The organism is Sphingomonas phyllosphaerae, from assembly GCF_029623345.1.
Classification (GTDB): domain Bacteria; phylum Pseudomonadota; class Alphaproteobacteria; order Sphingomonadales; family Sphingomonadaceae; genus Sphingomonas; species Sphingomonas phyllosphaerae_C.
Genome location: NZ_JAPYKH010000007.1, coordinates 68,306 through 94,070, shown reverse-complemented (window position 1 = coordinate 94,070; position 25,765 = coordinate 68,306). Strand labels below are relative to the sequence as shown.

Annotated in this window: 24 protein-coding genes and 1 pseudogene; 15 read left to right on the top strand and 10 right to left on the bottom strand. The window is 64.2% G+C overall.

All coding sequences use genetic code 11. The features are described 5' to 3' along the window. The first annotated feature begins 1 nt into the window (after position 1). The 5 genes from QBJ89_RS09095 (at position 2) to QBJ89_RS09075 (ending at position 7,833) form a co-directional block, all read left to right on the top strand. Positions 2–1,555: a tryptophan halogenase family protein gene (locus tag QBJ89_RS09095; RefSeq protein WP_277980195.1), complete on the top strand. Its 1,554-nt coding sequence runs from the start codon at positions 2–4 to the stop codon at positions 1,553–1,555. Beyond that, a complete protein-coding gene (locus QBJ89_RS09090; RefSeq protein WP_277980194.1) occupies positions 1,552–3,141 on the top strand; it encodes a tryptophan halogenase family protein in 1,590 nt (529 codons plus the stop codon). The genes QBJ89_RS09095 and QBJ89_RS09090 overlap by 4 nt, the downstream gene beginning before the upstream one ends. Before the next feature lie 14 nt (positions 3,142–3,155). Further along, positions 3,156–4,214 carry a cellulase family glycosylhydrolase gene (locus QBJ89_RS09085; protein WP_277980193.1) on the top strand — a complete coding sequence of 353 codons (1,059 nt, stop codon included), beginning with the start codon at positions 3,156–3,158 and terminating at the stop codon, positions 4,212–4,214. 89 nt (positions 4,215–4,303) lie between these two features. Continuing rightward, on the top strand, positions 4,304–5,536 hold the full coding sequence (locus QBJ89_RS09080) for an alpha-galactosidase (RefSeq protein WP_277980192.1): 1,233 nt from the start codon (positions 4,304–4,306) through the stop codon (positions 5,534–5,536). A gap of 113 nt (positions 5,537–5,649) precedes the next feature. Beyond that, the gene (locus tag QBJ89_RS09075) at positions 5,650–7,833 is read left to right on the top strand and encodes a hypothetical protein (protein WP_277980191.1); all 2,184 of its coding nucleotides are present in this window, start codon (positions 5,650–5,652) and stop codon (positions 7,831–7,833) included. A 225-nt stretch (positions 7,834–8,058) separates the two neighbouring features. Here the strand turns inward: QBJ89_RS09075 and QBJ89_RS09070 are convergent. From QBJ89_RS09070 to QBJ89_RS09055, 4 genes and pseudogenes are all read right to left on the bottom strand, one after another. Next, positions 8,059–8,767, bottom strand: a pseudogene (locus QBJ89_RS09070) (IS6 family transposase). A 60-nt stretch (positions 8,768–8,827) separates the two neighbouring features. Further along, the gene (locus tag QBJ89_RS09065) at positions 8,828–9,829 is read right to left on the bottom strand and encodes an NADP-dependent oxidoreductase (protein ID WP_277980190.1); all 1,002 of its coding nucleotides are present in this window, start codon (positions 9,827–9,829) and stop codon (positions 8,828–8,830) included. 11 nt (positions 9,830–9,840) lie between these two features. Further along, entirely contained in the window at positions 9,841–10,920 is a 1,080-nt protein-coding gene (locus QBJ89_RS09060; protein ID WP_277980189.1) for an alkene reductase, read from the bottom strand. 25 nt (positions 10,921–10,945) lie between these two features. Further along, positions 10,946–11,728, bottom strand: coding sequence for an SDR family NAD(P)-dependent oxidoreductase (locus tag QBJ89_RS09055; RefSeq protein ID WP_277980188.1), 783 nt, complete (start codon positions 11,726–11,728; stop codon positions 10,946–10,948). Between the two features lie 107 nt (positions 11,729–11,835). On the opposite strand from QBJ89_RS09055, the gene QBJ89_RS09050 reads away from it, so the two are divergent. Genes QBJ89_RS09050 through QBJ89_RS09035 form a run of 4 tightly spaced genes read left to right on the top strand, consistent with a single transcriptional unit; the run spans position 11,836 to position 13,276 of the window. Further along, positions 11,836–12,417, top strand: coding sequence for a TetR/AcrR family transcriptional regulator (locus tag QBJ89_RS09050; protein ID WP_277980187.1), 582 nt, complete (start codon positions 11,836–11,838; stop codon positions 12,415–12,417). Further along, a complete protein-coding gene (locus QBJ89_RS09045; RefSeq protein WP_277980186.1) occupies positions 12,414–12,545 on the top strand; it encodes a hypothetical protein in 132 nt (43 codons plus the stop codon). The genes QBJ89_RS09050 and QBJ89_RS09045 overlap by 4 nt, the downstream gene beginning before the upstream one ends. Before the next feature lie 8 nt (positions 12,546–12,553). Next, entirely contained in the window at positions 12,554–12,994 is a 441-nt protein-coding gene (locus tag QBJ89_RS09040) for a PaaI family thioesterase (protein ID WP_277980185.1), read from the top strand. Between the two features lie 57 nt (positions 12,995–13,051). Continuing rightward, positions 13,052–13,276, top strand: a complete 225-nt coding sequence (locus QBJ89_RS09035) for a hypothetical protein (protein WP_431522524.1) — start codon at positions 13,052–13,054, stop codon at positions 13,274–13,276. 78 nt (positions 13,277–13,354) lie between these two features. Here the strand turns inward: QBJ89_RS09035 and QBJ89_RS09030 are convergent, their stop codons facing one another. Then, positions 13,355–14,173 carry a GDSL-type esterase/lipase family protein gene (locus tag QBJ89_RS09030; protein ID WP_277980184.1) on the bottom strand — a complete coding sequence of 273 codons (819 nt, stop codon included), beginning with the start codon at positions 14,171–14,173 and terminating at the stop codon, positions 13,355–13,357. Positions 14,174–14,369: 196 nt separating this feature from the next. Here QBJ89_RS09030 and QBJ89_RS09025 point away from each other — a divergent pair, with 196 nt between their 5' ends. Then, positions 14,370–17,267, top strand: coding sequence for a TonB-dependent receptor (locus tag QBJ89_RS09025; protein ID WP_277980183.1), 2,898 nt, complete (start codon positions 14,370–14,372; stop codon positions 17,265–17,267). Positions 17,268–17,746: 479 nt separating this feature from the next. Here the strand turns inward: QBJ89_RS09025 and QBJ89_RS09020 are convergent, their stop codons facing one another. The 3 genes from QBJ89_RS09020 to QBJ89_RS09010 all read right to left on the bottom strand — a co-directional run bounded on the left by QBJ89_RS09020 (position 17,747) and on the right by QBJ89_RS09010 (position 20,179). Then, positions 17,747–18,172 (bottom strand): hypothetical protein, encoded by a 426-nt coding sequence (locus QBJ89_RS09020; protein ID WP_277980182.1) that lies wholly within the window; start codon positions 18,170–18,172, stop codon positions 17,747–17,749. Between the two features lie 24 nt (positions 18,173–18,196). Then, on the bottom strand, positions 18,197–19,213 hold the full coding sequence (locus QBJ89_RS09015) for a TonB-dependent receptor plug domain-containing protein (RefSeq protein ID WP_277980181.1): 1,017 nt from the start codon (positions 19,211–19,213) through the stop codon (positions 18,197–18,199). Between the two features lie 114 nt (positions 19,214–19,327). Beyond that, positions 19,328–20,179 carry a TonB-dependent receptor plug domain-containing protein gene (locus QBJ89_RS09010; protein WP_277980180.1) on the bottom strand — a complete coding sequence of 284 codons (852 nt, stop codon included), beginning with the start codon at positions 20,177–20,179 and terminating at the stop codon, positions 19,328–19,330. Between the two features lie 759 nt (positions 20,180–20,938). Here QBJ89_RS09010 and QBJ89_RS09005 point away from each other — a divergent pair. Then, a complete protein-coding gene (locus QBJ89_RS09005) occupies positions 20,939–21,643 on the top strand; it encodes a choice-of-anchor E domain-containing protein (protein ID WP_277980179.1) in 705 nt (234 codons plus the stop codon). 225 nt (positions 21,644–21,868) lie between these two features. Here the strand turns inward: QBJ89_RS09005 and QBJ89_RS09000 are convergent, their stop codons facing one another. Continuing rightward, positions 21,869–22,849: a LysR family transcriptional regulator gene (locus QBJ89_RS09000; RefSeq protein WP_277980178.1), complete on the bottom strand. Its 981-nt coding sequence runs from the start codon at positions 22,847–22,849 to the stop codon at positions 21,869–21,871. Here QBJ89_RS09000 and QBJ89_RS08995 point away from each other — a divergent pair. From QBJ89_RS08995 to QBJ89_RS08980, 4 genes are all read left to right on the top strand, one after another. Beyond that, positions 22,848–23,885 carry an NADP-dependent oxidoreductase gene (locus tag QBJ89_RS08995; RefSeq protein WP_277980177.1) on the top strand — a complete coding sequence of 346 codons (1,038 nt, stop codon included), beginning with the start codon at positions 22,848–22,850 and terminating at the stop codon, positions 23,883–23,885. The genes QBJ89_RS09000 and QBJ89_RS08995 overlap by 2 nt on opposite strands. Next, on the top strand, positions 23,879–24,007 hold the full coding sequence (locus tag QBJ89_RS08990; RefSeq protein ID WP_277980176.1) for a hypothetical protein: 129 nt from the start codon (positions 23,879–23,881) through the stop codon (positions 24,005–24,007). The genes QBJ89_RS08995 and QBJ89_RS08990 overlap by 7 nt, the downstream gene beginning before the upstream one ends. 97 nt (positions 24,008–24,104) lie before the next feature. After that, a complete protein-coding gene (locus QBJ89_RS08985; RefSeq protein ID WP_277980175.1) occupies positions 24,105–24,566 on the top strand; it encodes a hypothetical protein in 462 nt (153 codons plus the stop codon). A 56-nt stretch (positions 24,567–24,622) separates the two neighbouring features. Beyond that, the gene (locus QBJ89_RS08980) at positions 24,623–25,288 is read left to right on the top strand and encodes an HAD family hydrolase (RefSeq protein ID WP_277980174.1); all 666 of its coding nucleotides are present in this window, start codon (positions 24,623–24,625) and stop codon (positions 25,286–25,288) included. Positions 25,289–25,350: 62 nt separating this feature from the next. On the opposite strand, the gene QBJ89_RS08975 is transcribed toward QBJ89_RS08980, so the two are convergent. Beyond that, the gene (locus QBJ89_RS08975; protein WP_277980173.1) at positions 25,351–25,659 is read right to left on the bottom strand and encodes a hypothetical protein; all 309 of its coding nucleotides are present in this window, start codon (positions 25,657–25,659) and stop codon (positions 25,351–25,353) included. Positions 25,660–25,765 lie beyond the last annotated feature (106 nt).

Below are 25,765 nucleotides of genomic sequence, written 5' to 3'. Positions count from 1 at the left end.
GTTGGCGCCGGTCAGGGACATCATCATCGTGGGAGGCGGGACGGCCGGCTGGATCGCCGCCGCCTACCTGGCCAAACGCCTGAACTCAGCCTCCCCCGACGGAGTTCGTGTCACCGTCATCGAGGCACCCGACATTCCGCCCATCGGCGTCGGCGAGGGCAGCTTCCCCAGCCTGCGCAAGACGCTGGAGGCCATCGATATCGACGAGGCCGAGCTGATCCGCGAGTGCTCCGCTACGTTCAAGCAGGGCATTCGGTTCAACGACTGGTTGATCGCGCCCTCGGCCACGGCCCAGCACCATTACTTCCACCCTTTCCAGCTCAGCGATGATCACGACGGACTCGATCTGTTGCCGTACTGGCTGCTCGGTGCCGCCGGCGAGGTTGCCTGGGCGAGCGCCAACACTGTTCAACAGGTCGCGGCCGATGCGTGCCTCGCGCCGAAGCTGGCACAGCACCCGGCTTATCGCGGCCCCCTCGCCTACGCTTACCACTTCGATGCCGCTCTACTTGGCCGACTCCTGCGGCGGCGAGCCGTGGAGTTGGGGGTCACGCACGTGGTCGACACGGTCACCTCGGTGCAGCTTGGAGATGACGGCGCCATCGCCGAACTCGCGTGTTGTGACAGCGGCACCCATCGCGCCAGCCTGTACGTCGACTGCACCGGCTTCCGGGCGCAGCTGATCGGTCAGGCTCTCGACGTTCCGTTCCGATCGCGTCGAGCCGAGTTGTTCACCAACCGGGCGGTGGCGATCCAATTGCCGTATCGATCGACGCAATCGCCCGTGCCCTCGCAGACCTTCGCTACCGCGCAGCGCGCGGGATGGATCTGGGACATCGGGCTGCACGAGCGCCGCGGGACTGGCTACGTCTACTCCACCGATCATTGCAGCGATGATGACGCCGAGCGCATGTTGCGCGACTATCTCGGACCTGACGCGGAGCGATCGAACGCCCGCAGGCTGGACTTCGAGACCGGCTATCGCACCGCACAATGGCACAAAAACTGCGTCGCAGTTGGATTGTCCGCCGGCTTCATCGAGCCGCTCGAAGCCACCGGGATCGGCTTTGCCGAAATCGCAGTTATGAACCTGGTCAATCTTTTTCCTTGGAATGGACAGATGGAGGTGTCGGCACGCCAGTTCAACGAGATCATGGTGCGCCGCTACGATCACGTGGTTGACTTCATCAAGTTGCATTACTGCCTCAGCCGTCGTGATGACGACCCGTTCTGGCGCGACAACCGCGACTTCTCGACGATCTCGGACAGCCTCAGGGAACGTATGGAGCGCTGGCACTATCGCGCCCCCGCCTTCATGGACGTGGATCTGAACCACGACGTGTTCCTCGCCGAGAACTGGCAGTACGTGTTATATGGCATGAACTTCCAGACAGACCTGACCGCCCAGGCTGGATCGTATCGCTTCTTCGAGGACGCGCGCAGGACCTTCGCCGACATCCGCGCGCAACAGGCCAACGCGGTTCGACGGCTTCCGCCACATCGCGCTCTGTTACAGCAGCTCGGTGCAACGATGCCGGCCGTGGCCCTGACATGACGGTCGAGGGCCTCGTCCGGCGCGTCGTGATCGTGGGCGGGGGTAGCGCCGGCTGGATGACCGCGGCGGCCATGGCTCGGCTGCTCATGCCCTCGGGCGTTGAGGTGACGCTCGTCGAGTCGGACGCGATCGGGACGGTGGGGGTCGGCGAGGCGACGATCCCGACCATCAGGGACTTCAACGCCCTGCTGGGGATCGACGAGCATCAGTTCATCCGCGAGACCGGCGGCAGCTTCAAGTTGGGGATCGAATTCGTCGACTGGGGGCGTGTCGGCAACCGCTATTTTCATCCCTTCGGCACCTTCGGGCGGGATACCCGGACGTTGCGGTTCCACCAGCTGTGGCTGCGTCGCCGCCACGACGACGGAAGGTCCGAGCAGGAAGGCCTCGAACACTACAGCATGGCCGCGCTCGCCGCCTCCCGCGGTCGCTTCGGCACGCCCTCGTCCGATCCCAACCACCCGCTCTCGACCGTTAGTTATGCCTATCACTTCGACGCAGGGCGCTATGCGATGCTGCTGCGGCGCTGGAGCGAGGCGAAGGGCGTGCGCCGGATCGAAGGCCGGATCACGAACGTACGCCGCTCCGACCGCGACGGCGCCGTCGCCTCCATCGCGCTCGAGAACGGGACCGAGATCGTCGGCGACCTCTTCATCGATTGCAGCGGCTTCGCATCGCTGCTGCTCGGTCGCGCGATGGCAGAGCCGTTTGAGGAGTGGTCGCATTGGCTGCCCTGCGATCGCGCCATCGCACTGCCCGCCGCGCGGTCCGGCCCGGTCCTGCCCTACACCCGCTCCACGGCCGTGCGCGGCGGCTGGCGCTGGCGCATTCCGCTGCAGCATCGGACCGGTAACGGGATCGTCTACAGCAGCGCGCATCTGAGTGACGAGGCTGCATTGAAGGAGCTGCGCGCCGGCTTGGAGGGCGAAGCGGTCGGCGAGCCGAGGCACCTCCGCTTCATCGCCGGTCATCGACGAAGGCTGTGGAGCCGCAACGTCGTCGCCATCGGTTTGTCGGGAGGCTTCCTTGAACCACTCGAGTCGACCAGCATCCACCTCATCCAAACGGCCATCACACGGCTGCTCACGCTCTTCCCGACCGCCGCGGGCTGGCAAGCCGAGCGCGCTGAGTTCAACCGACAGAGTGTCAGCGAATATGAACGAATACGTGACTTCCTCATCCTTCACTACAAGGCAAGCACGCGCGACGACGACGCCTTTTGGCGATATTGCGGCGACATGCGCGTGCCGGACTCGCTGGCTCGGCGGCTCGATCTGTTTCGTGCCGCCGGACGGATCTTCCGCGAGGGCGACGAACTCTTCTCCGAGAGCAGCTGGCTCGCCGTGATGGTAGGCCAAGGCATCATGCCGCACGCGCACGACCCCGCCGCCGATGCGATTCCAGCGCTTTCGTTGGCGACACAGATGGCTGCGATGCGCAGTGCCCTTGCGCGAGCCGCCGACCAACTAGCGCTCCACGAAGACTACATTTCCCGCTGCTGTGCAGCCGCTTCGGCAGTCGATGCCTCATCGCCGGACGTGCGCTGGCCAGCGATCGACCGGTCGAGAACGGCGGCGGAACCATGAGCGAGTCGCCGCCTATGTCCCGTTGGATCGACCGCCTCGTCTTGTTCGCCCTGGCCTGTGCCGTGCCGGGCGCTGGCGTCGCCGGGAAGTCGGGTGGCACCATGTCGGTCCGCGGTCGCTTCCTCTACACCGCAGCGGGCGAGCGGGTGGTGCTACGCGGCGTCAACGAGATGTTCCCCCACTCGCCCGACCCGACGGGACAGCGGACCCTCCCGGAGATCGCCCGGACCGGCGCCAACTCGGTCAGGATCATGACCACACCCGATTATGCGGCGGAGACGCTCGATGCGGTCTTGCGCAATGCGATCAACAACGGGCTGATACCCATCGCGGAATGCCACGCCGCTACCGGCAAGTGGGAGAAATTGGGCGACTGTGTCGACTATTGGACTCGGCCCGACATTGCCGCGGTAGTCCGACGTCACAGGCGCTGGGTGCTAGTCAACATCGCCAACGAGGCCGGCGCGGAGGTCTCGGCAAGCGCGTTCGTCGCGGGTTACCGCGTCGCGATCGCCCGCATCCGCGCGGCCGACATCGATGTGCCGCTTGTGATTGACGGCTCAAACTGGGGTAAGGAGTACGAAATGCTCCTAGACAGCTGGACCCCGCTGAACGCTGCGGACCCGCGCCGGGCCATCCTCGTGTCCGCGCATAGCTATTGGGTCGGGACCGAGCAGCAGCGCAAGGCGCCTTATCGCGCGATCGTCAAGCGGGTGACGCGCGAGAACATCCCCTTTCTCCTGGGCGAAGGACCGACGTCGTCGGGATGGGACTGCGGGGCGTCGCCGTATCGCTGGGCCATGCGGGTGCTCCAGCGCGCGCAGATCGGCTGGCTTACATGGTCCTGGGGCATGGTACCCAACGGCGACTGTCGCGCCGAGAACCGCTACGACGTGACCAACGATGGGCGATACGGACATTGGAAGTCCGACGCGGGCGAGGCGCTGATGATCTCCGATCCCGGCAGCGTCCGGCACACGTCGCGCCGCCCCTGCTCAATCTCCAACGCAGGCGCCTTATGCACGCCCCCGAGTGGCGGGCGACGCAGGTCGTTAGCCGAGGAGGCACAATGAATATCATGAGGACCGACCGCGGACGTCGTTGCGGCATCGGCGAGAATGCTCACGCGAGCCGTACCCGCGTGACGCTGCTGGAGGGTTAAATGACAAGAAAGATCTCATCTGCCATCGCAGCGACCATCCTGCTGCTGCAGGCCACGTCGCCCGCCCTGGGGCAGGAGGTTCTCGATCAGGACCCGAACACCTTGGCGCCGTCGAAAGACCCGAAGCGGCGGCCTAACGGCCTCGCGCAGACACCGCCGATGGGATGGAACAGCTGGAACAAGTTCGCCTGCAAGGTGAACGAGCAGACGATCCGCGCGACTGCGGACGCGATCGCCACGAACGGCATGAAGGCCGCCGGGTACGAGTACGTCGTCATTGACGACTGCTGGCATGGCACACGTAATGCCGACGGCTTTATCACCGAGGATCGAGACCGATTTCCCTCCGGGCTGAAAGCGCTCGCCGACTACGTTCATGGCAAAGGCCTGAAGTTTGGCATCTATTCAGATGCTGGCACGAAGACCTGCGGAGGTCGTCCGGGCAGCCAGGGGCACGAGTACCAGGACGCGCTCCAATATGCGCGCTGGGGCGTAGACTATCTCAAATACGACTGGTGCTCGACCGGCGTGCGGAACGCCGAGGAGGCGTATGCTCTCATGTCGGATGCGCTTCGTGCCAGCGGTCGCGCGATCCTGTTCTCGATGTGCGAGTGGGGCAACTCGAAGCCTTGGCTCTGGGCCGCCAACATCGGCAACATGTGGCGCACCACCGGTGACATAACCGACAAGTGGAAGGGCAAGCACAGCTACAGCTGGGGCGTCTCCTCGATCGTCGACATGAACGAACCGCTGTGGCCCTACGCCGGCCCTGGGCATTGGAACGACCCGGACATGCTTGAAGTCGGTAACGGCGGACTGACGGACGAGGAGTACAGGTCACACTTCTCGCTCTGGGCTATGATGGCCTCGCCCCTCATCGCGGGCAACGACGTGGCGGCCATGTCGCAGGCCACTCGCGACATCCTCCTCAATCGCGAGGTAATCGCGGTCGACCAGGATCCACTCGGGGTGCAAGGGCATCGTGTTCGGCGCGACGGCGACCTAGAGGTCTGGTCGAGGCCGCTCGCGGACGGCGGTCGCGCGGTGACGTTGTGGAACCGGGGCGAGACGCCGGCGCGCATCACGGCCGAGTGGGCGGCGCTCGGCTTGCCCCCATCTGTCAGGCTGAAGGTTCGCGACCTGTGGGCACACCGGGATCTCGGCTCTAGCTCTCGCCAGTTCGCCAGTCAGGTGGCGCCCCACGGCGTGACCATGATCCGACTAAAGCCATAAACGCCCCTCGCGCTCGCCTCGATGACCGGACGTGCGAGCCATCAGCGGCAACAATTCCCTTCTTGCCATGACTTGATTTGTAAAGTCAGGCTCTAAGCTCATGGAGCACGACGATGAATCATGGTGACCCTGCCAGCCTACAACTTCATTCGTCTGCGCACGATCTATCGCCCCCTCTCTATTCGAGGCGAGGTTACCTTCTAGGAGGTGGTGCGCTGGCGGCGTACATCATTGGTCCGTTCAGCGGTGCTGTCGCCGCAACGGCCGCGCCGCTCAACGTAGCGAAGCTCAACGGCTCAGCGGGCGGGAAGAGGTTTGACGGAATTGGCGTCGTCAATGGCGGTGGGGCGACGTCGGTACTGCTGAAGGATTATCCCGAGCCGCAGCGCAGTCAGATCATGGATCTCCTTTACCGGCCCAAGTTCGGCGCGTCGGTAAGCGCGCTGCTGGTTGAGATACCAGGGGACGGCAACTCAACACAGGGATCGATGCCGAGTCACATGCATACCCGCGACGACCTCGACTACAATCGTGGATACACCTGGTGGGTTCTCAAAGAAGCCAAGAAGCGTAATCCGAAGCTGTCTCTCGACGCAACGGCATGGAGTGCACCCGGGTGGATCGGTGCGGGGGAAAGCAACGGGCGTCCTACCGGCCAGCGGAACAACTCCGAGTTTTGGTCGCAGGACGCGGTCGACTATTATATCAAGTGGCTAGAGGGACTGCGCTCCGTTCACGGCCTCGAACTGGACGCGATTGGCTGCCGCAATGAGAAGGGTTCCAGCATCAGCTTCGCTAAGGCGTTAAAGGCGGCGCTTAACTCACGCCACTTTGACAAGGTGAAGTTGCATGCTTTCGATAACTGGGGTCCTGATAAGCTGAACTTTGTGCCAGCGATGCTCAAAGACAAGGAGTTGCGCGACGCGATCGACGTCGTAAGCGCCCATACATTCAGTGAGATACCAGCCTCTGCGGCCATTGTTGAGGCCGCAAGGCGGATGGGCAAGCCGATCTGGAACACTGAGGATCATGTCTACAAGAAGGGCTTCGACTGCGCCATAAGCATAGTGAACTGCTTCAACAGAAACTTCATAGAAAGCGGCGTGACAAAGATAGTTAATTGGTATGATATTGGCGGCGTCTACCCTCTTGAGCCATATTCGGAGGACCCACCCGCCGTGCTTGCTTGGGAGCCGTGGAGCGGCCACTACAAGGTGCGGGAGGCAATTTGGGGATACGCTCACTACGGGCAGTTTTCGGAAGTTGGCTGGACTTATCTTGATGGCGGCAGCGGAAAGCTGGATAAGGGCGGGACCTACGTTACCTTAGCGTCGGGCGATGGTGACTTCAGCGTCGTTCTTGAGACGCGTGAGGCCAAGGCCCGCCAGATATTCCGACTCGAAATAGCTGGCGGCCTGTCAACCGCTCCTTTGTCCGTTTGGAGGAGCGACGCCACCGAGCAGTTCGTTCGACAGTCAGACCTGAATGTGAAAGATGGGCGTGCAACGCTTACACTGGAGCCGGGCACCATCTATACCTTGTCAACAACAAGGGGCCAGCGCCGAGGCGAGTTTGACGACATTCCTTCTTCAAAGCCCTTTCCTTTTCCCTACTCCGACGATTTCAGCTCGTATACAAATCCGGCGGAAAGTGGGTATCTTCCTCGCTTCACGGCGGACATCTTAGGCGCTTTCGAGCTCTCGAAGCGACCGGACGGGAAGCCGGGGACATGCCTGCGGCAGGTGGTTCCCACACCCACTCTCTCTTGGGCTCCCGAATGGCAGCCATACACAATCATCGGTGACAGCAACTGGTCGGATTACGAAGTCAGTGCCGACGTTTGGCTTCAACCCGGCGACACGGCCGGCGTCATGGGCCGGATCAACCACGTGGGTACCGGCTATGGCTCAATCCCCAAGGGATATTACCTCGAACTTCATCATACAGGCGAGTGTCGCCTGATAGCCATTCGCGGCAAGAAAGATCCCAAAGAGCTGGTTGGTGACGCAGAACAACGAAAGCTCATTGCTGCGGGCAAGTTCGAGGGTGAAGGAGGTGAGTTGATTCTCGATAAAGCCAAGGCTCCGATCAGAAGTAATAGCTGGGTACGGCTGACGCTGCGGATGGAAGGCAAGAATCTCACTGGTCTTGTGGATGGCAAATCGGTCTTGTCAGCAACAAATCGTCTCTATAGCACGGGAATGGCTGGTCTCCTGGCTGGACAGGACGACAATCGCACGAGCACGCCATACTTTGCGGGGCTTCGTCTAGAGACTACGCGTGATCCTGCAAGGTAGTACAAGCCTGATCATCAATGTGCCCGTCGCTTGCCGATGCGAGGGCACACTGATGTGGGCACCGTTCTCTCCAAGAGGGCCGAACGCGCCGGCAGGTCGGCTGCGCTACAGCTGCTTCTGAGCGCTTTCTGGTTGCCGATTGGGGCACAACCTCGCGCGACGGTGCTGTCAGTCTAATGCGAACTCGTCTCTGCACGATGCACCTCGGGCTTTGCGGGCAACGGATCAGCTGGCAAGCGCCTGCCACTGAGCCGGCGCCGCGGAGCGGCGCTGCTTGTAGGTCTTGCGATTGACGAGCTGGCGTTCGTGGTTGTGGACGTTGGCATGAACCGAGGCGAACTTCTGTAGAGTTCGCATCTGCCGGAACCGCAGCATCGCCCGATCTCGTCGCCTGAATGGCAAGTGCGAGTTCTCGACGCGGTTGTTGGCCCAGCGACCCACCTCCTGCTTCTCGCGGGCGCCGAGCTCCGTCAAGGCAGCACCGTAGGAGCGCAAACCGTCGGTGGTGATCGCCTCAGGCGAGCCGTGGCGCTTAAGCGCCCTCTTCATGAAGGCAAGCGCTGCCTTTTTTTTCGCGCGTCTGGGTGGCGTAGCTCTCGAGGATCTCGCCCTCGTGATCCACCGCTCGCCACAGGTAGACCATGTCGCCGTTCAGCTTCACGTACATCTCGTCCAGGTGCCAGCGCCATTGGCGAAAGCCGCACATGCGGCTAACCCGCTGGCGCCGCACCTCGCCCGGGAACAGCGGACCAAACCTGTTCCACCACAGCCTCACCGTCTCGTGGCAAATGTCGATCCCGCGCTCGAACAGCAGGTCCTCCACGTTCCGCAGCGACAGCGCGAAGCGCACGTACATCAGCACCCCCGACCGGATCACCTCAGGCGACGAGTTGAAGTAGCGGAACGGGCTGGCTGGCTTGCGCGGGCGAGGCATGGCGCTCCCCTACCCCGATCACCTGCGCAGGTGCATTAGCTTTGACAGAGCCCGCGCGGCTCATCGCACGCGCACCACGAGCTTGCCCTTGGCCCCGCCCTTACCGAGCTGGGCCATTGCATCGTTCATCCGCTCGAACGGAAAGACCCGGTCGACGACGGGTCTGATCGTCAGGTCCTCCAGCAGCGACGTAAGCTTGCCCAGTTGCCCGCCATCGGCGTGCATGAACAGGAACGAATAGTCGACGCCCACCCGCTTCGCCTTGCGGCGAATCCCCGCACTCGTCGCGCGCAGCAACAGGCGAAGGACGACGTTCAGCCCCTGCGCCTTCGCAAAAGCCGGATCGGGTGGCCCGGAAATCGAGATCAGCTTGCCGCCAGGTTTGAGCACCTTGAGCGACTTCTCCAGCGTCGTGCCGTCCAGGCTGTTGAGTACGACGTCATAACCGGACAGTTCCTTTGAAAAGTCCTGAGTCTTGTAGTCGATCACGACATCCGCGCCGAGGTTGCGGACGAACTCCGCATTGGCCGCGCTCGCCGTCGTCGCGACGGTTGCGCCGAGATGCCTGGCGAGCTGGATCGCCAGCGTGCCGACCCCGCCCGAGCCGGCGTGGATCAGAACCTTCTGACCCTTCTTGAGCTTCGCCCGCTCAACCAGTACCTGCCACACGGTCAACCCGACGAGCGGGATGGAGGCGGCTTCCTCCATCGACAGATTGGCGGGTTTCAGCGCGAGGTCGTCCTGCTTGACGGCGATCCGCTCGGCGAAAGTGCCGATCTGGCCATCGCGCGGGCGGGCATAGACCTCGTCCCCCGGCTTGAACGTCCGCACCGCCTGACCGACCGATACCACCCTGCCGGCCAGGTCGTGCCCGAGCACGAAAGGCGGCTTGTAGGGCAGGATCGGCTTGAACGCGCCGTCGCGGAACTTCGCGTCGAGCTGGTTGAGGCCCGTCGCGTGAATGTCGACCAGCACCTCGTCGGCCGCTGGTACAGGCTCGGGCATGTCGCCGAGCCGCAGCGACTGCTGCTTGCCGTAGCGATCAAGAACATAGGCTTTCATCTGCCCTCTCTTCAGGCGTCGGCCAGGATCGGATAGTCGGTGTATCCTTTCGCACCCCCTCCGTAGAGCGTGGAAGGGTCGAGCTGATTGAGGTCAGCGCCCGACTTCAGCCGCTCGACGAAATCGGGATTGGCGATGAAGCCGCGCCCAAAGGCGAACAGGTCCGCCTTGCCTGCCGCCAGCTGCTCCTCGGCGAGTGCCTTGTCGAAGCCGTTGTTGGCGAGGAAGGTACCGCCGAACTTACGACGCAGCGCGCCATAGTCGAACGGCTTGGCATTGCGCGGCCCACCGGTCGCACCCTCGACGACGTGGAGATAGGCGATCTTTATCGCGCCCAGCCGCTCCGCGACATGGTCGAACTGCGGCTGCTCGTCGTCCGCCGGCACGATGCCGCTCGCAGGCGAGACGGGCGACAGGCGCACGCCGGTCCGGTTCGCGCCGATCTCACCCGCGACGGCGGCCGTCACCTCGAGCAGCAGACGCGCGCGATTCTCGATCGAACCGCCATAGGCATCGGTTCGCACGTTCGCGGTCTCACGCAGGAATTCGTCGAGCAGATACCCATTGGCGCCATGCACCTCGACTCCGTCGAAGCCTGCCTCGATCGCGTTCGCGGCCGCCTGGCGGAAGCTGTCGATGATGCCGGGCAGTTCGTCCAGTTCGAGCGCGCGCGGCTCCGACACGTCGGCAAAGCCGTTGTTGACGAAGGTCTTGGCCTCGGCGCGGATCGCCGACGGGGCGACCGGCGCCGTGCCGCCGTGTAGATCGACATGGCTGACGCGCCCGACATGCCAGAGCTGGACGAAGATGTGACCGCCCTTCGCATGGACTGCGTCGGTCACCGTGCGCCATGCAGCAATTTGCTCGGGCGTGTAGAGGCCAGGCGTGTCCTGATACCCCTGCGCCTGCGCCGACACCTGCGTCGCCTCGGTGATGATGAGGCCGGCGGACGCGCGCTGTGAGTAATATTCCGCCGCATGCTCGCTCGGCAGGAGGCCGGGCGCGGCGCGGTTGCGGGTCAGCGGCGCCATGACGATACGATTGGGCAGCGTCAGCGGGCCGAGTTGGTAGGGGGAGAAAAGATCGCTCATCGTTGGTCCTAATTGCAAAAAGAGGTCAGGCTGCGGTGTAGCGCGGCGCGGGGTGGACCGAGCCGAAGTTCGGCAGCATCGCCTGACGCGCCTGATCGAATGCGTCCCACAGCGTGCCGTCGTGGAGCGGCGGGATGGTGACGCTCTCGCGGCGGTCGAAGCCGACGAGCGCGGCGTCGACCAGCTCGTTCACTTCCATCATCGGCGGAAGGCTTGCCTCATCGGCGCCGGCACGGCCCCAAAGCTCGGTGCGCGTCGCTGCCGGCAGCACGGCCTGGACGTAAACCCCCTTGGGTCCGAGTTCGAGCGACAACCCTTGGGACAGGAAGAGGACGAAGGCCTTGGTCGCGCCGTAAACGCTCATTCCGAACTCGGGCACCAATCCGACGACCGAGCCGATGTTGACGATTGCGCCCTCGCCAGCCTGCGCCAGCCGTGGAGCGATGGCGCTGGCGAGGCGGACGACCGAAGTCGTGTTGAGCGCCACCAGCCGGTCCACGGCGTCGATCGACTGATCGACGAACCCGCCGTTCAATCCCGCGCCGGCGTTGTTGATGAGCGTGCCGATCTTAGCATCGTCACGCAGTCGCGTCTCGACAGTTGCCAATTGCCCGGCGTCGGTCAGGTCGGCGGGTAGCACGTCGACGGCGACGCCATGCGCCGACGACAACTTCGTCGCCAGCGCGTTCAGCCGCGCCTCGTCGCGGGCCACCAGTACGAGATCGTGGCCGCGCTTGGCGAAACGATCAGCATAGGTGGCACCGATCCCGGTCGAGGCGCCGGTGATGAGAATGGTCGGCTTGGTCATCCTGTTGCCCTTTGCGGCTGAAGCATTATATTCATGACAGTCGTCACGATAAGGGTTTATGTGATGGCGATCATGAATATGTCAACCGGGTGATCGGAGATTTTCGCATGCGGGTCAGTCGTGACCAGATGGCGATGAACAGGGTCCGCATCCTCACCGAGGCAAGCCGGCTGTTCCGGGAGCGAGGCTTCGATGCGGTGACCGTGTCGGAGGTGATGAAGGCCGCCGGGCAAACCCACGGCGGCTTCTACAGCCACTTCGCGTCCAAGGACGATCTGGTCGCGCAGACGGTCGCGTTCGCGCTCGACGGCGAGGGTGAGACCATGCCTGATCTGCAAGGCTGGATCGACGTCTATCTGTCGCCGCTGCATCGTGATCATGCCGGCGAAGGATGCCCGACGGCGAGCCTGGCCGGGCTGATGCGCCAGCAGACCCTGGAAGCGCGCGCGGCGATGGCCAAGGGCCTGGACGCGCAGATCGACCGGCTTGCGCGCTCCTTGCCCGTGGGAAATGCCGTCGAGCGCCGGCGCGAAGCGATCGGGCGGTGGTCGGCGATGGTGGGCGCCCTCGTCATGGCGCGCGCGGTCGACGATCCGGCGCTGGCCGACGAGCTGCTGACCAGCACGCGGGCGTGGATCGGGGCCGCAGGCGATGCCGACAGCGACATATCAGGAGAAACCAGCCGATGAACGTGACGCTGGCCCGTGCCGATCTGGACGGCCACGACCAGCTTGCGGCGCTGGTGGCACCGCAACGATCCGGGCTGTCGCTAACGGCGCATGTCAATCTCGATAAAGTGCAGGAGAGCGAGCGATGAGCGAAACAATGTCCGAGGCAGACGGTCTGGCGCAGGTCAGGGCGCTGCTCGCTACCGGCCGGCAACCATCGATGGGGGAGAAGATGGGCGTATCCCTCGTCGAGGTCGATCGCGGGCGGTCGGTGTTCGAGGGGCGGCCCGATGCGAGCGTCCTCAACCCAATGGGAGGCGTGCACGGCGGCTACGCCGCTGCAATGCTCGATAGCGCCTGTGGCATCGCCGCGCATTCAAGCCTGAAGGCCGGGCAAGCCTATACGACGCTGGAACTGAAGATATCCTACATCCGGGGGCTGACCAAGGAGAGCGGGCTATGTCGCGGGGAGGGACGCATCGTCTCGGTCGGTCGACGCGTCGCCTTCGCCGAGGCCACTCTTCACGACGAGCGCGGACGCTTGTGCGCGACGGCTACATCCACGCTGCTGGTGTTCGAGGCCCCGCCGTCACCCTGACGTATCGGCCAGCCGATGCACAAGCCTTCAGGCGCTCGCGGAGCCGGTGCGTTTGGTTTGACAGAGCCGTTGCGCCCGCTGGTCGACGCCGAGCGCTGGGACAAGACCGCGACCTACCTCGCGGTGCAGGAGCGCGAGGCGCGCTGGTGGCGTGACGCGAGCCTGGCCTATTGGATGTCGGTCAACGACCACTCGCTGCCCGCCGGCGCGGCGCCGCCCGAGCACGACCTCGCCTGGTACAAGGCACAGCACTTCCCCTACGCGCCAGGTCACCCGGAATGAGAAGATGGACGCGCGCGAGGCCGAAAGGGGCGTTCTCCTGCTATTGCGAACCAAGCACCAGCGTGCCGCTACGGAACCTTACCGATGACCAGCTTCACGCCGATGCTGCAACAAAGCCTTTCCAATTGCCGCGTCAGCAACGGTGGCCATGAGCGCGTAGCCCGCACGTAAGGGATGAATACCGTCCTCCGTCAGCTCGCGGCGCATCAAACCGCGCTGGTCGACCATCGCGGTGTAGTAGTCAGCGTAGACGTAACCGCGCCGGAGGCAAAAAGCCCGTAGCCAATCGTTGAGCCTGCGTAACCTCGCCGGATCGCGCTCGCGGAGCACGTCGACCGCCGCAGGCGTGTCGCCGTTGACTGGTAACAATGATCCAAAGACCGCAGCGATGCCGTGGCGGTCCGCCAAGTCACCCAGCGCCTCCCAATTGGCCTCGATCTCCTCATCACTCCCCTGCTGGAGAAAGCCCTGCACATCGTTCACGCCGGCGAGAACCACCACCACCGCGGCTTGCAGCGAGACGACATCCTGGTGGAACCGTAGGACCAGCTGGCTGGTCACTTGGCTGCCGATACCTCGATTCACGTAGGGCCTGCCGGGGAACGATCGCGCGAGGTCCCAGCGGTCCGTGATGGAATCGCCGAGGAAGACGACGCGACGCTCGCCTACGTGCGGCGCGCCGAGCGTACGATTGCGCTCGGCGTAGATGTATCGCTCGCCAAAGTCTTGCATCAGGCTGGGCACCAGCCGGGCACGGAACGGCCCCAGCCAGGGCCCCCAGTCTCGCTCCGGTACGGTCCGTCGCTCGGGTGAGCTCTGATAGACGGGCTCGGCCAAACACGACGCGGCTCCCACGAACACGAAGGAAGCGGCGGCTACGCTTCGCAGCACCAGCATACCAGATCGCAACACCCTATCGCCCTCCTTCGGCTCGTCTTTTTTTTGGCCGTACCTCGCTAGTACCACGAGATTTCATATATAAATATGCTCAAAGATACTCTAGTGAACGTTCTCGGGTGCCGCTGCGGCTGCGGTGAGACGCCGACAGAGAACACACCGACCGGCGACGTCGCGCCGGCAAAGGAGGACGAGGATGATGACGGCAACCGGGTTCATCGTGCGCGATGCACGCGCGCGACTGGCGCTGACGGCTTCCACCCTTGCGTTGCTCATGGCGGGTACGCCTGCGGTGGCGCAGGCTGGCTCCGCCACGGCGCCTCAAGCGCAGGGCGCAAGCAGCGGCGTAACCGCGCCAAGCGGCGACCAGGGCACCGTCGATCCCAACAGCGGGAACAGCGATGCAAGCGGCGGTGACATCGTCATTACCGGCGTTCGCGCGAGCCTCAGCAGCGCGCAAGGGATCAAGCGCAACGCCGACCAGATCGTCGACTCGATCGTCGCCGAGGACATCGGCAAGCTACCCGACCGGAACGTCGCCGAGGCATTGCAGCGGATCACCGGCATCCAGATCCAGCGCAGCTTCGGCGAGGGAAGCTCGATCGCGATCCGCGGGCTCAGCCAGGTGCGCACCGAGATCAACGGCCGCGACGTGTTTACCGCCAACAATGGCCGCACGCTGAGCCTGGAGGACGTACCCTCCGAGCTGCTCGCCGGCGTCGATGTCTACAAGAATCCCTCGGCCAATCTGATCGAGGGCGGCATCGGCGGCCTCGTGAACCTGCGCACCCGTAAGCCGTTCGATTTCAACGGCTTCAAGCTCTCCGCCAGCGCGACCGCCAATTACTACGACCTGTACGACGGCACCAAGCCGCAGGCGAACCTGCTCGTGTCGGATCGCTGGCAGACCGGCGTCGGCGAAATCGGTGTGCTCCTCGACGTCGCCTATCAGGAGACCGCGTTCCGCCAGGACCAGATATCGAGCCAGCCCTTCTACCTGCTCAACGACCAGCTGAACGCAAGCGGCGCGCCGGTCAATGCAACCGACTATGCCACCGCCCAGGGGCTCGGCCGGCTAGGCCAGCCGACCTACCTCTCGCACGGCGTCGGCATCGGCCAGTATCTCGGCGACCGCCGCCGCCTCGGCATCGACGCCGCGGTGCAGTGGCGCCCGACCGACACGATCGACGTCACCGCCGAATATGTCCGGTCGGACTACAAGTTCCGCTACGGCGACTACAGCTTCTTCGCCTATACCGGAGACAATCCGATCACGCCGGACTTCGCTCAGCCGTTCACCTACGACAGCGAGGGCAATTTCCGAAGCGGCACGTTCGTAAACGTGCCGGTCAATGCCAACACCAGCCTTGAGCAGCGCCACTCGGTCACCAGCGATTACTCGCTCAACGCGAAGTGGCGGCCAAGCGACCGGCTGACGATCAACGGCGACTTCCAGTACATCCGCGGCGTCACCGATGGTCAGCGCTCGATCGTCATTCTCGGCTCCACCGCCGAGCGGCTGACCACCTCAGTCGGCAGCGGCGTGCCGTCGATGATCATCTCGCCCGACAACGATCCCGCCAACGGCAACGGGCTGGTCAGCGATCCGGCCAATTACGCCTCGGGAGCGGGCTATCTCGACCATATCGAGCATTCGGTCGGGACCGAACATGCCGGGCGCCTCGACGCCGAATACAAGGTCGACGGCGGCTTCGTGAAGTCGCTCGCGGGCGGCCTGCGCTATACCGATCGCTCGGCAGTGACCGACAGCTCGACCTATCAATATTACGGCCTCACCCGCGCGCTCTCGCCCGATCTCTACGAGCAGCGGCTGTTCCGCGGCGATCTTTACCGCGGCTTTCAGGATGTGCCCGCGAGCGCGGTCTTCTTCAATCGCGATACTGTGCTCGATTACGGCGCCACTCGCCAGGCGCTCGCACCCTTTGTAGACACGTCGCAGCGTCAGTCACTGCTCGACGGCGTCGGTTACGCGCCGTCCGACCGCAACACGCAGGGCGAGAAGACGTATACCGCCTACGGCGTGGCGCGTTTCGGCACCGGGGGTGGCGTTCCGATCGACGGCAACATTGGCGTGCGCGTCATCAAAACCAAGGTCAGCACCGCAGGCTTCGTCGGCTCGTCTCCCCGGGTGCAGACTGGGACGGATGCCACGACCGGTGCGCCAGTCTTCGGCAACGGCCCGATCACCTTCAATCCCGTCAACGTCGACTCTGATTATACCAAGGCGCTGCCAAGCCTGAACCTGACGTTCCACTTTACCGACGAGCTGCAGCTGCGCGTCGCCGCGTCCAAGGCGCTGACCCGGCCGGGCTTCGACCAGCTCAACCCCAATATCACGATCTTCGAGAACAATCCCGCCAACGGTCAGCGCACCGCCACCTCGGGCAACGCCGACCTACGCCCGCTTACCGCGGACCAGCTCGACGCTAGCCTGGAATATTACTTCTCTCGCACCGGATCGATCTATGCGGCGGGCTTCTACAAGAAGGTCGACGGCTTCATTGCCACGATCACCGCACCCGAAACTTACTCGTTTAATGGTGTCGACTACGTCTATCAGGTCACGCGCCCCGTCAACGGCGACGATGGAACGATCAAGGGCTTCGAAGTCGGCGGCAACACCTTCTTCGACTTCTTGCCGGGATGGCTGTCGGGGTTCGGCACGCAGGCGAACTTCACCTTTGTCGACAGCAAGGCGCCATCGCCGGATGCGCAGGACACGAGCGGCGCTGCGTTGACCGTGCCGCTCGAGCAACTGTCGAAGTACAGCTACAATCTCATCGGTTTCTACGATCGCGGGCCGCTGTCGGCTCGGGTGGCCTACAATTGGCGCTCTAAGTACGTCGTGACAACACGCGGCAATGGTTCGGGTAACCTGCCGATTTTCAACGACGCGCGCGGTCAGCTCGATGCCTCTGCCACGGTCACGGTAACACCAAACTTCGCTCTGACAGTAGACGGTATCAATCTGACGAATACGGAGAACCGAACCTATTACGGTGTTGCAAGCAGGCCGCAGTCTTCGGTACTCAATGATCGCCGCGTGAGCATAACTGCACGACTGACGTATTAGGACAATCTCTGAGCCCTGCTTACGTTCATCTACGGGGGAAGTGACGTGATTAAATTGCGATATACCAAGTTAGAATAACCACCACGCAGAAAAAGGAGGGATTGGACATGCAGTTTCATCGTCGGACAGTCCTTGGGACCGGCCTAGTGGGTGCTGCCAGTCCTCTCGTGGCGAGCGAAGCCGCTGCCGTTCCAATGTCCTCAGCACTGCGGCCGGCGAAGGTGCCGCCTCCGCCTCGCCCGGCGTTGAACGTTTGAGCGCTTCAAAGCCAAGCCCGCCACCAAAGGAGCTTATGGCGAACGACCCACATTCGGCCATTCGCGGCGTCGGGTCGAGTCGCTTACTTCCGCCGCTCATTCATGTTGTGCGGAAGGCACTCACGGGCGTCGAATTTGCCTTCGCAGCCCTCCCCGACCTTCCCGAAAACGATAGAGAAATGAGAAAGGCCAATCGTTCCCAAAACCCGTATTTGGGAAGGTTCAGCCATCGATGGTCGGCCCAAGCGCCTCGATGATCCGACATTCGGCCACGGTGCCGCCGTCACAGGAATCAATTACCGCCTTTAGCTCGCGGCGAAGTGCGGTCAGATCGGCGAGCTTGCGCTCCACCTGCTGGGCTATAGCGTCGGTGGCAGCATCGGGCATGCTGCCGGGCGCGAAGACGATGGGGATCGTGGGTGTGGCGGCACTGATCGCCAACCTGGTCTGCGCCGCTCTGCTCTGGCGGCATCGAAGCGGCGACGCCAACCGGCAATCGGTCTGGATATGCTCGCGGAACGACGCGATCGGCAACGTCGCCGCCGTTGCCGCGGCGTTCGGCGTGTTCGGCACCGGCACGGGCTGGCCGGATATCGCGGTCGCCGCGATCTTCGCCGGCCTCGGCGTCTCCGGGGGCTGGCAGATCATCCGCAAGGCGCGGGTCGAGCTGGCTCAATCCGCACCGAACCGGAAGCGGACGCCGCCATTGATCGTGCGACCGTCGAGCGGCCCCCAGGCATCAACGGTCCACGCCCCGTCCGGCGCGCGCCGGGGCAGCAGCGGCGGATCGTAGCGGGTCTGGCGGACGTCCAGCAGGTTCTCGGCGTTGAGGAACAGGCTGACCTTGCCCAGCTTCAGCTCGCCCATCGCCCCCAGTTCGACATAGGAACGGCTCCGGCTGCGATAGGGATTGTCCTCAAGGCTCTGACGTCCGGTGTAATAGGCCTCCAGCCCGATCCGGCCGCGGTCGTGCTTCTCCCACACCGCCGTCAGCCCGGCGGTATTGCGCGGGGTGAGCGGGACCAAGCGCCGGCCGATGCCGTCCGGGTTCGGTTCGCGCGCGTCGGTGCGGACATAGCTTCCGGTGAAGGTAATGGCGTTCAGACGGTAGCGCAGCAGGAGCTCGGCTCCGCGTGTGCGCGTCACGCCATCGGCGTTGACCAGCTCGGCGCGGGTGGCGCTCACGTCGCGGAGCTGGACGGCATGGTCGATGTTCGACCCAAACAGCGTCAGGCTCGCTTCGATCGCCCCGCGCGTATAGCCGAAGTCGATCGAGGCGGTGTCGGCCGTCTCGGCTCGCAAGCCGCGCAGCGGCGCGATCCGCGACAGCCCGGCCGCCTCCACCTCTTCGATGAACGGCGTGGGCGCGTAAAATCCCCGGCCGAGCGACGCGCGCACGGTGAAGGGTCCGGGCCGGAACAACGCCGACACGCGCGGGCTGATCCGCGTGCCGTATTCGCTGTGATCATCGAGGCGGGCGCTGCCCGCCAGCGTCAGGTTCGCCGACAGCTTCTGCTCGGCCTGCACGAACAGCGCGGGCACGCGGTAGGTGTAGTCGAAAGCTGGGAAGGTGCGCGAGCAATAGCTGTCCACTTGGTAGGCAGCACCGGCGAGCCAGGTCGTGCCGCTGGTGCCGCCGCCCAGCGATGCCTCGGTCAGGACGGTGTTGTGGCGATCGTTCTCGATCACGTCGCCAAAGGTATGTCGGTGGGCCTGGGTGACACCCGACGCGCGCAGATAGAACGTGCCGACGCCCTCGATCGGGGCCTGCGCGTTGAGGCCGACGTCGAACCGTCGGCTGCGCTAATTCTGGGCGAAGGGCGAACCGTCCGGTACTACGCGGTCGGGCAGCGTGCCGCCGCGACGCTGCTCGGCGAGCGCGCCGACGGTCAGATAAGCTTTTGCGCCGCTCGCGCCCTCCCAGAATAGCCGCGGCCGGATCGTCCAGCGATCATAGCCGGGTATGTTCGCCCAACCGTCGCCATCTATGTCCTGCCGGTCCTGCCGGTTGAACCCGCCGGTTAACGAGTAGCTGAGCGTGTCGGTCAGCGGACCCGAGTTATAGGCGGTCACGTCTTGGCCGCCCCGGCTCGTTGCGTTCAGCAGCAGCTCGCCTTGCTGCGCCGGCGACGGCCGCCGCGACACGAGATTGACGACGCCGCCCAGCGCGGACGGGCCGTAGAGCGCCGACGCCGCCCCCTTGATGATCTCGACCTGGCCCAGGTCGGTCGGCGGGATCTGGAGAAGGCCGATGGAAGGGGTCTGCCCGCCGTAGAGCGGCAGGCCATCGGCGAGGATTTGGATGTAACGGCCCTTTAACCCCTGAACCCGGACATTTGCCGCTCCCAGCGCCGGCGATGTGACCTGGACACGCAGGCCAGGCGTCTCGTTGACCAGCATGGCAATGTTGCCGGGCACCATCGCGATCTTCTCTTCGATCTCCTCCCGGTCCAGCACCTCGACGCGGATCGGCTCGTCCTGCACACGACGACCGGTACGGGTCGCCTGCACGACGATCTCCTCGCCTTCCTCGGCTTCCTCTACAGATTCTTGCTGTGCTGGTGTCGCAGGTCGATCCTGTGCTGCTGCGGCGGTCGCCGTCAGGGCCAAGCTCGCAAACGAAAGTGACGACGCCACCAAGCTGTTGGCGTTCATCCGATATCGCACATCACCGTCCTCAACATGGACGGCGCGGTCATCGCGACGCTGAGCGAGGAAGCGCCATAAGGGCTCTAGCTGCTACAGGGTCAAGCGGACCCCTTCATTCCCGATTGGGAACGCGACGCGGGGAAGAGACCGCGCCGATCGTACCCCCAGGCGCCCGGGGCACCCGCTTTCCCAAGATATGTCCCCGAATGCACGTTCCCGAAACGGCTAAGTGGAGACGGAGAAATGGGAAAGTCGCGAGCTTCCCAGAGCAGCAAGTTGTGGAAAACCGATGGGCGTCGGGAACGGCCAAGATGGGCTATTAGGCGGTCAGCCACTCCTCGGCCGGGGAGACCCACAATCGATCACTCAGGCGCCCCTGCCCCGCTTCTCAACTCAGGCGCCCCTCCCCGCTCCTCAACTCCGCCCGCTCGTTCACCTCACCGCTCTAATCGCCGTTTCGCTTCAGGGCGACGAACTCACGAAGATCGCCGCTAGTGTAGATGGCAGGGTCAAGCGTCCGGGTACCCGCTCGGGGCGAGTAGCGGCTCGCCCGTTTACGCGTTTCAAACTGCTAGAGGCAGGCCTGGATGAGCCGACCGTGATGTCCGAAGAACGCTTTTTTCAGCGCGATCTGCTTCTCGCGTGCCATCATAGAACATCGCTTATTTTGTCGGATTGGAAGAAAAAAAGCTTCGGGAGAGTGCACACTGACGTTAACCGCGGATGAACGGCTATTCTTGGCTCGGCCGGATTTGGGGGTATGTCATGAACCGTTCCGCCGTCCTGATTACGGCTGCAGCGCTTGCGGCTTTTGGCACCGGCGCGGCATCCGCCGCCACTATCGTCCAGAACGATAACGAGGTCATCTTGCGCGGCTTCGATGGGTTCGACACCCGCCTGGGGCAACTCGACAAGGTGACGCTCGATATCAGCGTGACCAAGTACCGGATGTGGGGGGTGCAAACCGCGACCGCGATGACTGCGCCGATCACGTGGAGCGCGACAGGTCAGTGGCAGTTGAGCAGCTACAATCCGGCGATCGCATCGGTGCTGGTGCCAATCTCGGGTTCGGGCACGACCACAGTCACCACCCAACCGCTGGGAGGGCCGCTCTACACCGGCTTCATGGACGTACAACTGTCAGGTACCGCGTCGCTCACATTTGACACTGCGTTGTTCGTCGGAAAGCGAAATACCTTCACCGGGTTCGATCTCGGTTACTTCTATTCGACGCCAAGCGATACGGTGTTCACTGGGATGGCCGGCGCCACTTATCGCCAGGTTCCCGGCGGATGTTCGGTGCTGTGGAATGCGGGTGCGGAAGATCTGTGCGGGTGGCTAAACTTCAAGCTGACCTACGACTATACGCCGCCGGTGCCGGAACCTGCGACGTGGGCGATGATGCTAAGCGGGTTCGCCATCACCGGCGCGGCCCTGCGCCGGCGCCGGCGGCAGGTCGCGATGGCCTGACGCCGGAGCGGCTTCCGATCAGGTTGAATCATTGGGGTGACACGAATTTGCGTCGCCGCGTAGAAGATGTCCGGAAGGCCGTGACGATGGCTCAACATGGTCGAAAGCCGTTCAACGACGACCCATATGCAGCCGTTCAGATGCGCTTTGTCGCTCGTCACTTCCGATCACTCGTTCATCTCGCACAAGGCAGAACTGATACCGGTATAGCTTGGCAACCGGCGGCTAACCACGGCTCCCGAACGCTTCGTCCAGCATACCGAGCGCCGCACGCACCGCTGGGTTGACCCGGCGGCTCTCCGGCCAGAGCGCCGTGATATTGTTACGCTCCACCGCGAAGTCGGCCAGCACCGGGACCAGCTCGCCGCGCGCGACATATGGTGCCGTGACGAACGTGGCGCCCATGCCGATGCCGGCACCGGCGGCGAGCATGGCAACGAGGGCCTCGCTGACGTCGACGGTCAGTGTTGAGGGCGGGACGACCTCGACCACCTTGCCTCCGATCCGAAACGGCCAGCGCAGCGGCTGCCCGGTGCTCTGATAGCGAAGCGTGACCGTATCATGATCGGCCAGGTCGTCTGGGTGCGTCGGGATCCCGCGCTCGGCGAGGTAGGCAGGGGATGCGAAGCAGCAGAGCTGCACCGGCGCCAGTTTACGCGACAAGAGTTGCGAGTCAGCGAGGTCGCCGATGCGGACGGCGATGTCGATCCCCTCCTCGACGATGTTCACGAAGCGGTCGCTCAGCCGCAGGTCGATCGACAGCTTAGGATATCGACGACGGAACGCAGGGAGCGCCGGCGCGATCACGTGCACCCCGATCGGCAGCGAGGTCGCGATCCGCAAGCTGCCCGACGGCTCCGATCGCGTAGACGCCGCTACCTGCCCGATCTCCTCCGCGTCGCGCAGCAGCCGGACTGCCGGTTCGTGGAGCTCTCGCCCCTCCGCGGTCAGCGTCAACGAGCGAGTTGTACGCGTGAACAGCGGGACGCCGAGCTGCTTCTCGAGCCGCTGGACGCTCTTGCTGACCGCCGAGGGTGAGATCGACAGCGACTGTGCAGCGGCGGTGTAACTGCCCAGCGTTCCCGCGCGCGCGAACGCGAGGAGGCCAGTGAGCCGGTCAAGCGCTATTTGTTCCTTCACGGCATCACTAAATCGCCACTCGCCACCATTATCAACCCTACGCCCCGATCGTACCTTGTGCCGCATGGACGTGACGAAGGAGATGGTGGTGAGCGAGACAATGATGGCTGTACGGCTGCATGCATTCGGCGGACCCGACGTTTTGCGCTACGAGGAGGCGCCGCGCCCGGCTATCGGACCGGGCGAGGTGCTGGTTCGGGTTCACGCGGTCGGCATCAATCCGCCCGACCTGTACCTGCGCGACGGCTACCGGACGATGCCGCCCGAGTGGCAGCCTCATCCTGCATTCCCGATCATCATCGGCACCGACGTGTCGGGCGTCGTGGTCGCAATGGCGGATGACGTGGCCGGCTTCGCCGTTGGAGATGAGGTCTTCGCGATGGTGCGGTTCCCGGAAGACCTGATGAAGGGCAGCGATGCCTATGCCCAATACGTCAGGGTGTCCGCCAAGGAACTTGCCCACAAGCCCGTGGGCATCGACCATATCCACGCGGGCGCTGCCCCCATGTCGCTGCTGACGGCATGGCAGTTCCTGATCGACCTCGGCCATGACGCGCCTAACCCGTTCCAGTCGTTTCGCCACGAACCCGTGCCGCTTGCGGGCAAGACGGTGGTGGTCAACGGCGCTGGCGGTGGGGTGGGGCACCTGCTCGTCCAGCTCGCCAAATGGCAGGGCGCGCACGTCATCGCTGTCGCGTCCGGCGAGAACGCAGCGCTCATGCGCGATCTCCATGTCGACCGTTTCGTCGACTATAACAAGGAGGCGGCCGAGAAAGTGATCCAAGACGCGGACCTTGTCGTCGACGCTGTCGGCGGCGCCAATATGGAGCGGTTCCTCCGAGTCCTCAAACCCGGAGGCGCGCTGTTCCTCGTCAACCCGCTTGGCTTCACCGGTCATGACGAGGCCCGCGAACGCGGCATCATCGTGTCATCCACCCAGGTGCGCTCGAACGGGCCGCAGCTTCAAGAAGCGGGTCGCCTGCTTGAACAAGGTACGGTCCGCGTCGTAGTGGACAGCCACTACCCTCTGGCCGAGGCGGCACTCGCCCACATGCGCGCCGCTAGGCGTGGCATCCAGGGGAAGATCGTTTTGAGGTGGTGAACGGCATCCCCGAGGGCGGCAAGATCGCGCAGCTCGCCGGGGTCCCATGTGCCGTAACGCCAGACTACGCGCCCGAGGAAATGTTCGAGATGGCCAACAAGCTGTATTATAAGTCGCGCTGATCCATCAGGTCGACGATTGCCCAGGTGACCGGTGAGGAGCCCATGGCTCGCAATGGCGGGACGCCGGTTGCCTGGACCACCCGTGAAAGGAAGAAGGATGGACGACCGTAAGCCTATGCCGGTAGACGGCGGAGACCGCCTGAAGGGCGCCCCCGACGGTCTCAACATCGACAATCCCAGCGGCCGGAGCGAGCAGGGCGAGAGCGGCGGCGGCAGTCACCCCAGCGGCCGTGACGACCGCGACGGCGAAGGGGCCCGGAACCATGGCGGTCAGTCGAACATCGGCTATCATGGCGGTAGCCAGGCAGGCGAGGACGGCGCCGCCAACGTCAACGCCGCTGCGCGTGGCGATGACGATTTTAGCGGCCAGGGTGAGCAAAGGCCGAAGCCTGGTCCCCCGGGGCCTGACCAGGACGACGACGGTTCGCGTATCCGCGCTGTGACAGCGCTGGGGCGCACGGTCGCGGTTCAGAACATGTCCGGCATCGCCGCGGCCGCCGGGACGACCGGCAGCGCGGGACAGAAGGCGGCCGATGAGGAAAGACCCGGTGCCGGCTGATCCGACCCCCTCCTCTCCAGCGTCCATTCGGTGACAGAATTTCGGAGCGAACCCGCATGGTGATCAAGGCAGTCCTGTTCGATATCGACGGCACTCTCGTGGACAGCAACGACTATCACGTCGCGGCGTGGCAGGCGGTGTTTCGCCGGATCGGCGCTGACTTCGACGATCAGGTCGTGCACGATCAGATCGGCAAAGGCACCGATATGCTGGTGCCGACGCTGCTGCCCGAGACCGACGAGGCGGAGCAGGAAGCCCTGGGTGAGGAACACGGCAGGATCTTCAAGGCGCGGTTCCTGAGCCAGGTGACGCCCTTCGCCGCCGCGCGGCAGTTGCTCGTGGCGGTCAAGGACAGCGGGCGGCAGGTCGTCCTCGCGTCCTCCGCCTCGTCGGCAGAGCTCGACCATTATCTCGGACTGCTGGACGCGCGCGAGATCGTCGGCGTCTCGACCACCTCGGACGATGTCGAGAAGACCAAGCCCGCGCCCGACATCTTCACCACCGCGCTCGAGAAACTGGCGCCGCTCGGCGCGAGCGAGGTGATCGTCGTGGGCGACACGCCCTATGACATCGAAGCCGCCGCCAAGTGCGGGATCGCCGCCGTCGGCGTCCGCTCGGGCAAGTTCACCGACGCCGCGCTGAGCGAGGCGGGCGCCGTCGCATTGTACGACGATGTCGCCGCTCTGCTGGCCGATTTCGCGCACTCGCCGCTTAACCGCTGACGATAGCGGGACAGGCCTGCCTAGCTAGGCAAGCCGCCCCCCCCCCTACCGACAGGCCTGGCTCACTTCTCCGCGATCTCGCCGCCTCCGAACTCGGCGAAGGCGGCGCGGACGTCATCCGCCAGATCGTCGTCCTCGACGTCGACCGACACCGATACCCTGCCCTCAAGCGCGGCATCGTCGCGGTGTTCCGCGGTCGGCGCTCCGGCCTCCGTGTCGGAGCCGGCCTCCTCGACGCCCACGGTGTTGTCAGGGCCGTCGGCCGCGATGAAGATGTCGGTGCGCTCGATCCGAAACTGCTGGACCAATCGCTCGACCGTCATCTCCGCGTCGCGCCGCGTGTCGAAGCTCGCGCTCAGGCTCGTGCCCATGATGTTTTCCTCTCGTGATGCGGTTCGTGTCAGCGGGCGGGACGTCGTGTCCGCTCCGCCCTCTCCCGGACGTCGGTAGGCAGCCGTCTCCGCCCGGAATGTGGGT

Excerpts from the sequence above, each read along its gene's own strand:
- QBJ89_RS09090 (WP_277980194.1), top strand. The coding sequence starts at position 1,552 with ATGACGGTCGAGGGCCTCGTCCGGCGCGTCGTGATCGTGGGCGGGGGT.
- QBJ89_RS09085 (WP_277980193.1), top strand. The coding sequence starts at position 3,156 with ATGTCCCGTTGGATCGACCGCCTCGTCTTGTTCGCCCTGGCCTGTGCC.
- QBJ89_RS09080 (WP_277980192.1), top strand. The coding sequence starts at position 4,304 with ATGACAAGAAAGATCTCATCTGCCATCGCAGCGACCATCCTGCTGCTG.
- QBJ89_RS09075 (WP_277980191.1), top strand. The coding sequence starts at position 5,650 with ATGAATCATGGTGACCCTGCCAGCCTACAACTTCATTCGTCTGCGCAC.
- QBJ89_RS09065 (WP_277980190.1), bottom strand. The coding sequence starts at position 9,829 with ATGAAAGCCTATGTTCTTGATCGCTACGGCAAGCAGCAGTCGCTGCGG.
- QBJ89_RS09060 (WP_277980189.1), bottom strand. The coding sequence starts at position 10,920 with ATGAGCGATCTTTTCTCCCCCTACCAACTCGGCCCGCTGACGCTGCCC.
- QBJ89_RS09055 (WP_277980188.1), bottom strand. The coding sequence starts at position 11,728 with ATGACCAAGCCGACCATTCTCATCACCGGCGCCTCGACCGGGATCGGT.
- QBJ89_RS09050 (WP_277980187.1), top strand. The coding sequence starts at position 11,836 with ATGCGGGTCAGTCGTGACCAGATGGCGATGAACAGGGTCCGCATCCTC.
- QBJ89_RS09045 (WP_277980186.1), top strand. The coding sequence starts at position 12,414 with ATGAACGTGACGCTGGCCCGTGCCGATCTGGACGGCCACGACCAGCTT.
- QBJ89_RS09040 (WP_277980185.1), top strand. The coding sequence starts at position 12,554 with ATGTCCGAGGCAGACGGTCTGGCGCAGGTCAGGGCGCTGCTCGCTACC.
- QBJ89_RS09030 (WP_277980184.1), bottom strand. The coding sequence starts at position 14,173 with ATGCTGGTGCTGCGAAGCGTAGCCGCCGCTTCCTTCGTGTTCGTGGGA.
- QBJ89_RS09025 (WP_277980183.1), top strand. The coding sequence starts at position 14,370 with ATGATGACGGCAACCGGGTTCATCGTGCGCGATGCACGCGCGCGACTG.
- QBJ89_RS09020 (WP_277980182.1), bottom strand. The coding sequence starts at position 18,172 with ATGATCTGCCAGCCCCCGGAGACGCCGAGGCCGGCGAAGATCGCGGCG.
- QBJ89_RS09010 (WP_277980180.1), bottom strand. The coding sequence starts at position 20,179 with ATGAACGCCAACAGCTTGGTGGCGTCGTCACTTTCGTTTGCGAGCTTG.
- QBJ89_RS09005 (WP_277980179.1), top strand. The coding sequence starts at position 20,939 with ATGAACCGTTCCGCCGTCCTGATTACGGCTGCAGCGCTTGCGGCTTTT.
- QBJ89_RS08995 (WP_277980177.1), top strand. The coding sequence starts at position 22,848 with ATGGACGTGACGAAGGAGATGGTGGTGAGCGAGACAATGATGGCTGTA.
- QBJ89_RS09000 (WP_277980178.1), bottom strand. The coding sequence starts at position 22,849 with ATGCGGCACAAGGTACGATCGGGGCGTAGGGTTGATAATGGTGGCGAG.
- QBJ89_RS08985 (WP_277980175.1), top strand. The coding sequence starts at position 24,105 with ATGGACGACCGTAAGCCTATGCCGGTAGACGGCGGAGACCGCCTGAAG.
- QBJ89_RS08980 (WP_277980174.1), top strand. The coding sequence starts at position 24,623 with ATGGTGATCAAGGCAGTCCTGTTCGATATCGACGGCACTCTCGTGGAC.
- QBJ89_RS08975 (WP_277980173.1), bottom strand. The coding sequence starts at position 25,659 with ATGGGCACGAGCCTGAGCGCGAGCTTCGACACGCGGCGCGACGCGGAG.